We start from the raw sequence: 8,829 nt of genomic DNA, 5'->3' as shown, positions 1-8,829 counted from the left end.
CTGAAAATTTCCCTTAACATAGCGATTAATGGGGGGGAGTATATATAAAAAAATATTTTCTTTTACTAATTACTTTATAGTTTAATAGCAAGCCACACTAATAGCCATAGCAACGTGAACACTGGGTTAATAACCAATAGCAATAACAACAATGCTATACTTGGACTAATGAACAACATAATAATAAATAAAGATAATATAATCATTTGCTTCTCCCCTTGTCTTATAGCAGTAGTAGGAATCGAACCTACGTTTACCATTAGACTATACTGCTAACTATGACTAACTATCAGTAGCTGGCATCTTATTATAGAGCAGTAGGGAATCGAACCCTACACCACGTTAGTACACCTTATTACTCTAACCAGCTGTCACTTAGTTATGCCTGTGACACTTTAATACACTAGGACTTTCGTTAGCTGATATAACCGTGCACCAGTTATCTGTATAGTTGTGCCATAGCTTAACACTTCGTCTATGGACTATACACCACTCATCAGGATAGCTGGACTCGAACCAACACTACATGTTCCCAAAACACGCATGCTACCATTAACACTATATCCTGTTACTATATGCCATAATACGCTCAATACCTAGAACTATAACTTATAACATATAATAAAATAAAGGAGAACACGAACAGTAGGAATCGAACCCACGTTTACAGGTTTGGAATCTGTAGCATTACCATTATACTATGTTCGCTAGATACAAAGGGCTGTTAGTTGCTAGTACTCATTTAATCAAACAGTATGCTTTACAGTTTGCACCCTATGCTTGGCTGTCAACTCTATGACATTTAAGTACCGTCAATCAGTACACCTATTCTTTTAATTCAAAACGTTTAATACTCCAGCCACTACCAATAAGATAGATGTAAATACACTTAGCATAATAGCTAGATAGTCATGGCGATAATACCACTCCTTAAAGTTGGTAACCGAACCTACACCATATAAAATGCCAAGAATAATCAAGGCAATATTAATTACAATCATTCATTCTCCTGACTTTCTACATAGAGTAAGATACAGAACGCGTCTGCCATGTCGTCGTTGATATCATTATCAGGTACTATGTTATAGCTCTTGAGTATCTCAATGCTTTGTACTTTTCGCAATGCACTCTTACCTTTAATTAGATGATACCCACACCATTTACTGTTTGGTACATCAACATAGCCAATGTTATGACGGTTACGCATGACACCCAAGAATGAACCGTTAGCTCTAATCAATGAGATGTTTCCCTTAGACTTGAACGTGATAATAGGTTCTTCAATATAAATAAAGTAGTCAAATAAATTGTAATGCTCAATAATTTCTGTTATACCGTCAGCAATAAGCTTGGCACGTTCCAAAGGATCTTTACTTTTACCACCTGCAATTGAACCGACTACATACTCATTTGTCAAAGGATTACGAAATGCGTAACCAGTATTAGAGGTGCTAAAGTCAATAGCTAAGGCTTTGCTCATAAATCAGAACTCAATTCAATATAAAGCTCTTTAGTAATTTCTCCAATATCAAATAAGTGCTTAACATAGTGTTCATATTCAATCGGAGTCAATACTTCTTTTTGTGCTAAAATATGCTCTTTATTCATTTCTTTATTCTCCCTTAAAAATTAAAGCTGTATCAAGATTAATCAAACCACATTCAACAGCGTTAAGTAAGAACTCGTTAAAGTCAACTTCTGACAATGTCTCTTGCTTAAATAGTAGCTGTTCCTCTGTCATTTGCTTTCCTCTCTCAACTTGATATATATATTATATCAAATGCACTTTTCAGGTTTGGTTTATCCTCTGTTATGTAAGCTATGATTGACTTTGTAGGCATTTTGTGTTATACTATTTATAGGAGGTAACTATGGCTAGAGATAAATATCTGATGTACTTACGACAACAGGAATACAAGAAACGTATTAAAATTAAAGTAGTTAATACAAGAGCTAGAATGAACAGAGAATACATGAATCAACCAGAAGTAGACAAGGAAACATTAGAACTATGGAATAGTCAGCCAGCAATACATTTTGATTTAGGGAAAAATAAATAAATTATATTAAAAAAATAATTGCCACCTTAGTGGCTTTTGTTTTACGCTTAACCGCAATTTGACTAGAAGTGGCAGAAAGTAAGTGCATTGTGTGTCCTGTTTGTAAAGTATGGTATCAGTAAGCACAATTAGCTTATTGTTTGATTGATTAGGTGATTTATAACTTAGAGCTTTCCAACTCGTAAAAAAATAATTATTAGTGTCCGAAATTAAAGATTAATATATTCTACTACGTTTTTTTTGCACATTAAAGTTAAAGATGTTAAATACACAAGAAAAATAAAATGTACGGAAAAATAATTATTAGTGTACCAAATTAAATGTTAATATATTCTACTACGTTTTTTTTGCACATTAAAAAATAGCTAAAACCGAACAATAAATGTCAATAAATATGTACAAGCATAAAAACAATAGTTATTTCCGAACAATATTTTTATTCTTGACAAGTCTAAAATAAAAGTATATAATTAATTTATCATCAAGAAAGGAGGTAAAAAAATGGCTAGACCTAAACAAGAATTTTGTTCTAATTGTAACGGAGAAAACCCAAAATGTAAATATAAAGAGTCTGGTCGTAAATGTCGTGTTGGTAAAGCTAAAGGCAAAGCTAAAGGTAAGGCAATTTCAAAAGAAACAATAGAAAAAAGAGACAATTATGATTCGCTTCTGGGAGATTTACACACAGATTACTTAAATTTTATGTATGATAGAGCATTTAAATACTCAATAAACAAAGAAACAAATAAAGTTGAGTATGAACAAAAGTTTCATACAGTTTATTCTTTCGAAAGATATTTAAACAACATTAATCAAAAATCACTGGCAAGTTGGGCTAGAAGAAAATATGGAAAAAATATGAAAAACTTTAACACAAAAACAAATAAAATGGCATCTGATGAATATGAAAAAATCATTTATAGAAAAACTTATGGCAAAAAAGATGACGCTATAAGAGAAAAATTAAATAACGAACAACCCAAAACAACGGATGAAATAGAAAAACTTCGTCTTAAACAAGAACAAGTTTCTAAAAATATTATTAGAACTCAATCATTAGAAGAAGCGATTGTAACAGCTAATGAAATCGAACGCAAACTTAAAGAATGTGATTTAAAAAGCATGACAGACGAAGAAGCCTTGAAAGAAATTGCTGATTTAGCTAATGAAATTGATTTATCTTGGTTCAAATAATATCTAAACGATTAAATCAAGATAGTATAAACAAATTCATAAAAGAAAAAAATGGAATTAAGTATTGACAAATATAAAATAATTTGATATCATGATATAAGAAAAGGAGAAATAAATGAAAATTTACTATGTGGCACTAACAACTGATAAAGACACAGTGGCTAAAAATTATAGCGGAAAACGATTATCTCTTTATACAAAAAAACACGAAGCTATTAAGACTTGTGTTTTATTAAATTATCAATGGGAGCTATTTTTCGGAAATGGAGCAAAAGAAGAAAAGCCGTTCAAAGTTTATTGCGTAGAATCAGAGCCAATGGAGGTAACTAGTGACTAAATTGAGAAAAAACCAGGTGGCATTAGTCGTAGGATTAAAAAAGGTTATAAATTGAGAGGCATGAAAGTTGAATTTATTTGATAAAGTAAGTACAGCTAAGGAGCTTAATAGGTTTAAGGCTTGACTTTTCAAGTCTTTTTTGTTATTATATACTAAAGGAGAAAGAAATGAAGTTTAATGATGAATTATATAAAAAAGTGTTAGAAAGATACACATTAACAAAAGACGGAAAACTATTTTCTAAAAACGGTAAACAAAAAAAAGAGAGCAAAGATAAAGACGGTTATTATCAATTTTCAGCAAGTTTTGATAATAGAACTTTGAAAGTGAAAAAACATAGATTATTAGCATTCGCTTTTATTCCTAACCCAGAAAATAAAAAAATAGTAAACCATATTGACGGAAACAAGCAAAATAACGATTTAAATAACCTAGAATGGTGTACTAGCCAAGAAAATACATTACACGGAATATATGTATTGAAAACTATAAACCAAAAGGGGAGAATTAAAAAGTGACCAATATATTTGAAAAAGTACAGACAGCCAAGCACTTAAAAGAGCGTGAAGACTTAATAAATTTAAAAGATGACTGGCTTATTGATACGTTAATGCCAAGTTCACAAGCTGGAATACTTGTAGCTCCATTTAAGTCATTTAAAAGCTCTCTAGCAATGCACATGGCTTTAATGGTATCGCAAGGGTTACCTTTTTTTGGTTATGATACAAAGCGAAGCAAGACACTATACATAGACAATGAAGATACTGACAGAGAGTTAAACAAAAGGCTTAGAAATAAAGATAATGCACCAGAAGACTTACATTTTTTGACAGGTGGAGAGTTTATGCTTGATGATTCGCACCACATGAACTTATTATATGAATACATTAAAGAAAATGATATAAAATTCGTGATCTTGGATAATTTAATGACAATGCTAAGAAATGGAGACATTATCTACGGTAAAGACTTTGAACCAATGCTTAGGAGAATTACACGCTTAAAGTTACTTTTCCAAGACGTTACTTTCTTGTTAGTAGCTCATGCAAACAAATCAGCTTATGCAAACTCAATGGACGATAAAGCATATATGGTAAAGCCTAGTGACGCCTTGGGTGGTTCTACTCTAACAGCATGGGCAGAATTTATGTTAATGTTAAGCCCTAAACGTGGCAAGCATAACGACTTCTCTAAGTTATCAGTCAAAGCGCGTGGATATCAGTTTGACGATGATTTAAACTTTTCATACGTTGATTCAGTATTCACTTGCGTCAATAAATCAAAAAAAGAACCAGATAGCGAACTAGTGGAAAAAGTAAAGGCTGAAACTCCAATCGAAACGACGAAAGAATCGGCACAGGCTTTCTTAGACTTAGCTAAAGAGAAAGGAAAAGTAACAGAAAATGAGTGATAAAAAATACGTTGTTTATTACCATGAAAAAGTAAATGAATACTTCTATGACTATTATTCAAGGTTTAACATGAATGAACAATATTCAAAACCTGTTTTATACAGTGATGACTTTAAATTAATAGAGAGAGCAAAAAATGAACTCAATGAACGACTACAAGAACAAAGCTATTATTTTACACGCTGAAGTGTACGGTTGGTTATATCGTGCATTAGATGAAATGGTAAAAGCAGAATGGCATAATGACGAACTTTTCAAAGTATGGCTTGGACGTGCTGAATTTCTAGTCAGACAGTCGAAAAAATTGCATGCAGCTTGCGAAAATGATTATTCTAAGCGTGCATTGATTAGGGCATTACAATTAAAAGTAGAAATAAATAAAAAAATATCATCTAATATTTGACAACGATAATTAATTTTGGTATAATAGTATATATAGAAATAAAGGAGAACTAACAAATGGTAGTCAAATTAACGCAAAAACAAGCTGATTATCTTGAAACTTTTGGAAACCTTGAAGATGAAATAAACAAAAAACGAGCGCTTTGTCACATCACTCGTTTTGGTTATGGATACAATTGGATAGGCGGCGATAAATGTCCAAGTAGTGCTTTTGAGTGTTACGAGCAATTGAAAATGGTTGAAGCTGTCATTAACGGTTATGAAGTTATTGAACCTAAATTTAAGTTTTATAACTTTTCTGATAGTAGCGGAGGAACTGCATTATATTATGCTGGACAGTCTAAACAATTAACAAAATTCGAGCAAGATGCTCTTGAAGTTAAAGAGGGGAGCGAGGAATATAAAGCTTTGTTAGCTTTAGGTTTCGTTGAAGAAGAAGTATGATAACATCTTTTGAATCACTAGCTGAAAGACGATTGATAACTCTTAATTATCACAAAAAGGATAGTCAGCAGTACATCAACAGCTTAAATTACTTTGAATATGCTAGAATGTACTTTGAAAAAAATGGCTTTCCTGATGATAACAGACGAGTTTATCAAAGTGGCAAGCGAAAAGGCCAAAAAGTTAGTTGGTCTGATAAAGAGGAAAAACAGCAGAAAGACGATATTAGAAAGTTCATATATGAAAAGCAACTACAAAAGTTTAAGGGCAGAAGAAAAAGCTAGTAAACATTACGCTAGAGGTGTCAGAAAGCTATCTAAAGAGCTTGAGGAAATGAACGAAACAAAGTATAGGGCAGAGCCTAACGAGTGCTTATATGGCTTGATAAGCGAATTATGGAGCTATTGGGGTAAAGGTTGGATCCTGCCTATGCTTAAATATAATATTGAAATTACAAGACAAGGCGACGTCTTCATTGTAGAAAGAGGAGTAAATGGAAACAATTAATATTAAATTTGATGAAAAACAGCTAGAAGAAGTTGTGAAAAAAGTTACTGAAAAACTTAAAAAAGAGAAAGATTCAGATACAGCAAAGGAAAAAGTGTCAGTAATGTATTTAGAATTTAATGAAGCAAATCATGCAAGCGAGAAAGGTAAACTTTACTTTGGGCATGCTTTTCACACTTTGTCAAAAAAGTATGCTTCGGAGTTTTATTTATCTAGTGAATCTGATTTGACAAAAGCCTCAGAGCTTAAAAGCCAAGGTTGGAGAGAAGAGGTTATCGAATGAGTGTATTTGAAGAACTAAGCGTTATTAATGTAAATGATAAGAAAAGCAAAAAGAATAATTTAGATTATCTTAGTTGGGCATATGCATGGTCTGAAGTTAAAAAAGTATATCCTGAAGCTAACAGTAAAGTTTATGAAAATGAACAAGGGTTAAATTATCACACAGACGGTCGCACAGCATGGGTTAAGGTTGGTATGACTATTGAGGGCTTGGAGCACATTGAATACTTGCCTGTAATGGACTATCGTAACCAATCTATCCCAGTTGAAAAACTGACTTCTATGGACGTAAATAAAGCCATTCAGCGTGGACTAGTTAAGGCAATTGCTCGTCATGGTTTAGGGCTATATATTTATGCAAATGAAGATTTACCAGTTCTAACAGAAGAACAAAAAGAGCTTGAAGCAGAAAAACAACGACTTAGAGAGATTCAGCCACTTATAAAACGAGCTGAACAACTAGGATACCAAAATATTGACAGCTTGAAAAATAAGACTAAAAAAGAAATTACCGACATCATGAAGATTTGGTTAGCACAGCAAGAAACAGAAAAAGGGGAATAATTAAATGGCAATCATCACAGTAACAGCACAAGCGAATGAAAAAAATACACGTACAGTAAGTACAGCAAAAGGCGATAAGAAAATTATTTCAGTCCCATTATTTGAAAAAGAAAAGGGATCTAACGTAAAAGTTGCGTACGGTTCGGCTTTCTTGCCTGATTTCATTCAATTAGGTGACACAGTAACGGTCAGCGGTCGTGTACAAGCCAAGGAATCAGGAGAATACGTAAATTATAACTTTGTTTTCCCTACGGTTGAAAAAGTATTTATCACTAATGATAATAGTAGTCAATCACAAGCTAAACAAGACTTATTTGGTGGTTCTGAACCTGTTGAAGTTGATGAATCAGAACTTCCTTTCTAGAAAGGTGGTTACATGTACACAGAAGAAGAGAGAGAGCAAATTATCGACATCGTGGATAAAATGAGCTTATTAAGACAAGACTTTGACGGAGCTTTCGCTTGGATCAAGGAAAACGTATCAATGCCATTTGACTTTGACGGAGAACAGCAATTTATATCAGAATTGAAGCAGTTAGTTAAAATTAACGCTTTAAAGTTTGGTAAAATATATGAGGGAGTATTAAATTGACAACATTAAGAGAGCTACACAAAAAACTTAAAATTAAACAAACGCTTGACAACTATGTACGCAACACAAATAAAAAATATAAACATAACTTTGTGGCTGATGAAATTCTTGGCGAGGGAATGGCTAAACTGATCGAGCTTAATACACAAGGCAAACTTGGACGACATGCACAGCAAATTGCTTATATTAACCATAATTTGAGCTTACAGCGACAAAAGGAACAACTGGAACAAGTTAACGAACGACTTGCTAAACGTGCTGAGAAAGCCCAAAAATTGCTTGACACGGAACTTCTGAAAGATAGCTACATCGAAACGCTTGAAATGTTTAGTAAATACCATTCAGCAAAATATAATATGTGGGACGAACCAGAAACTCCAACTAAAGTGATTGAGTTCATGGAAAAGAATGGAGTTAAACAAGGTAAATGGCTACGTCCTGAAGGAGTTGACGCTTGGTTCAAAGAACGAATCATTTGGTTCAAGAATAAATTGAAAGAACAATAATATTAAGAATAAAAACTTTAGGCTTGACAGCTTAGAGCTTTTTTGATATAATAATACATATAGTTAAAGAAAGGAGGTAATAAAATGATTTTAATACAATGCGTAACCTGTGGGTCTTCAAGTTTCACTAATGGTAAATGTGATTATTGCGGTAACAAGTACGAAGTAAATGAAGACAAAATATTTTACGGCAATTCGAAAGAAGATGATTCATCATTAGATGAGGATATAACCTTTCAAGAAACTCCTGCTGGTAAATTAATACTAAAAATCATGATCTATACTTTAATATCTATTGTTTGGTTTGCGATAACTGTATTCATTCCACCGCTATTTATAATAACAATTATTTTATTAGTAGTCTATGGGACTTATCGCTTGATAAATAAAAAGAAATAGCTTATAATAAGGTATAGAATAAACTAGAAAGGTAACAATGAAACAAAAATACTTTAATGACAAAAGATATTGCCACTGCTTCGATATACCAATGAGTAATGGTTTAGGAGTTTGCAAAGATTGTAGAGGA

At 32.6% G+C, this 8,829-nt stretch carries 17 protein-coding genes and 2 tRNA genes; 14 read left to right on the top strand and 5 right to left on the bottom strand.

Going from position 1 to position 8,829, the window contains the following annotated elements; translation table 11 throughout:
• Positions 1 to 496: 496 nt before the first annotated feature.
• From BJS11_RS12270 to BJS11_RS14030, 5 genes are all read right to left on the bottom strand, one after another.
• Positions 497 to 568, bottom strand: a tRNA-Pro gene (locus tag BJS11_RS12270).
• Between the two features lie 69 nt (positions 569 to 637).
• A tRNA-Trp gene (locus BJS11_RS12265) sits at positions 638 to 708 on the bottom strand.
• Between the two features lie 289 nt (positions 709 to 997).
• Positions 998 to 1,480, bottom strand: a complete 483-nt coding sequence (locus tag BJS11_RS12260; RefSeq protein ID WP_036851100.1) for a hypothetical protein — start codon at positions 1,478 to 1,480, stop codon at positions 998 to 1,000.
• Complete coding sequence (locus BJS11_RS14035; RefSeq protein ID WP_015979566.1) at positions 1,477 to 1,608, bottom strand: hypothetical protein; 132 nt, start codon at positions 1,606 to 1,608, stop codon at positions 1,477 to 1,479. Before BJS11_RS14035 ends, BJS11_RS12260 begins: the two co-directional genes overlap by 4 nt.
• Before the next feature lie 4 nt (positions 1,609 to 1,612).
• Positions 1,613 to 1,741: a hypothetical protein gene (locus BJS11_RS14030; protein WP_015979565.1), complete on the bottom strand. Its 129-nt coding sequence runs from the start codon at positions 1,739 to 1,741 to the stop codon at positions 1,613 to 1,615.
• A 130-nt stretch (positions 1,742 to 1,871) separates the two neighbouring features.
• Between BJS11_RS14030 and BJS11_RS12255 the strand changes: the two genes are divergently transcribed.
• The 14 genes from BJS11_RS12255 (at position 1,872) to BJS11_RS12190 (ending at position 8,699) form a co-directional block, all read left to right on the top strand.
• Positions 1,872 to 2,060 carry a hypothetical protein gene (locus tag BJS11_RS12255; protein ID WP_036851101.1) on the top strand — a complete coding sequence of 63 codons (189 nt, stop codon included), beginning with the start codon at positions 1,872 to 1,874 and terminating at the stop codon, positions 2,058 to 2,060.
• Positions 2,061 to 2,561: 501 nt separating this feature from the next.
• Positions 2,562 to 3,254 (top strand): hypothetical protein, encoded by a 693-nt coding sequence (locus BJS11_RS12250; protein WP_036851102.1) that lies wholly within the window; start codon positions 2,562 to 2,564, stop codon positions 3,252 to 3,254.
• A gap of 115 nt (positions 3,255 to 3,369) precedes the next feature.
• Positions 3,370 to 3,591 (top strand): hypothetical protein, encoded by a 222-nt coding sequence (locus BJS11_RS12245; protein WP_036851104.1) that lies wholly within the window; start codon positions 3,370 to 3,372, stop codon positions 3,589 to 3,591.
• A 167-nt stretch (positions 3,592 to 3,758) separates the two neighbouring features.
• Positions 3,759 to 4,109, top strand: a complete 351-nt coding sequence (locus tag BJS11_RS12240; RefSeq protein ID WP_046091362.1) for an HNH endonuclease signature motif containing protein — start codon at positions 3,759 to 3,761, stop codon at positions 4,107 to 4,109.
• A complete protein-coding gene (locus BJS11_RS12235) occupies positions 4,106 to 5,002 on the top strand; it encodes an AAA family ATPase (protein WP_036851106.1) in 897 nt (298 codons plus the stop codon). Before BJS11_RS12240 ends, BJS11_RS12235 begins: the two co-directional genes overlap by 4 nt.
• 137 nt (positions 5,003 to 5,139) lie before the next feature.
• Positions 5,140 to 5,406, top strand: coding sequence for a hypothetical protein (locus BJS11_RS12230; RefSeq protein ID WP_036851112.1), 267 nt, complete (start codon positions 5,140 to 5,142; stop codon positions 5,404 to 5,406).
• 56 nt (positions 5,407 to 5,462) lie between these two features.
• Positions 5,463 to 5,849: a hypothetical protein gene (locus tag BJS11_RS12225; RefSeq protein ID WP_036851114.1), complete on the top strand. Its 387-nt coding sequence runs from the start codon at positions 5,463 to 5,465 to the stop codon at positions 5,847 to 5,849.
• Positions 5,850 to 6,008: 159 nt separating this feature from the next.
• Positions 6,009 to 6,356, top strand: coding sequence for a DUF7413 domain-containing protein (locus BJS11_RS12220; protein ID WP_202813681.1), 348 nt, complete (start codon positions 6,009 to 6,011; stop codon positions 6,354 to 6,356).
• Positions 6,343 to 6,639, top strand: a complete 297-nt coding sequence (locus BJS11_RS12215) for a hypothetical protein (RefSeq protein ID WP_036851118.1) — start codon at positions 6,343 to 6,345, stop codon at positions 6,637 to 6,639. Before BJS11_RS12220 ends, BJS11_RS12215 begins: the two co-directional genes overlap by 14 nt.
• Positions 6,636 to 7,202 (top strand): Sak single strand annealing protein, encoded by a 567-nt coding sequence (locus tag BJS11_RS12210; protein WP_036851120.1) that lies wholly within the window; start codon positions 6,636 to 6,638, stop codon positions 7,200 to 7,202. Before BJS11_RS12215 ends, BJS11_RS12210 begins: the two co-directional genes overlap by 4 nt.
• Before the next feature lie 4 nt (positions 7,203 to 7,206).
• The gene (locus BJS11_RS12205) at positions 7,207 to 7,566 is read left to right on the top strand and encodes a single-stranded DNA-binding protein (protein ID WP_036851122.1); all 360 of its coding nucleotides are present in this window, start codon (positions 7,207 to 7,209) and stop codon (positions 7,564 to 7,566) included.
• 12 nt (positions 7,567 to 7,578) lie between these two features.
• The gene (locus tag BJS11_RS12200; RefSeq protein ID WP_036851123.1) at positions 7,579 to 7,794 is read left to right on the top strand and encodes a hypothetical protein; all 216 of its coding nucleotides are present in this window, start codon (positions 7,579 to 7,581) and stop codon (positions 7,792 to 7,794) included.
• The gene (locus tag BJS11_RS12195; protein WP_036851125.1) at positions 7,791 to 8,300 is read left to right on the top strand and encodes a hypothetical protein; all 510 of its coding nucleotides are present in this window, start codon (positions 7,791 to 7,793) and stop codon (positions 8,298 to 8,300) included. The genes BJS11_RS12200 and BJS11_RS12195 overlap by 4 nt, the downstream gene beginning before the upstream one ends.
• Positions 8,301 to 8,384: 84 nt before the next feature.
• Positions 8,385 to 8,699: a hypothetical protein gene (locus BJS11_RS12190; protein ID WP_036851127.1), complete on the top strand. Its 315-nt coding sequence runs from the start codon at positions 8,385 to 8,387 to the stop codon at positions 8,697 to 8,699.
• Positions 8,700 to 8,829 lie beyond the last annotated feature (130 nt).

The sequence above is a fragment of the Staphylococcus caeli genome, assembly GCF_900097965.1.
In the GTDB taxonomy this organism is placed as follows: domain Bacteria; phylum Bacillota; class Bacilli; order Staphylococcales; family Staphylococcaceae; genus Staphylococcus; species Staphylococcus caeli.
The sequence above is the reverse complement of the archived record's forward strand: the minus strand, read 5'-3'. Positions and strand labels throughout refer to the sequence as shown.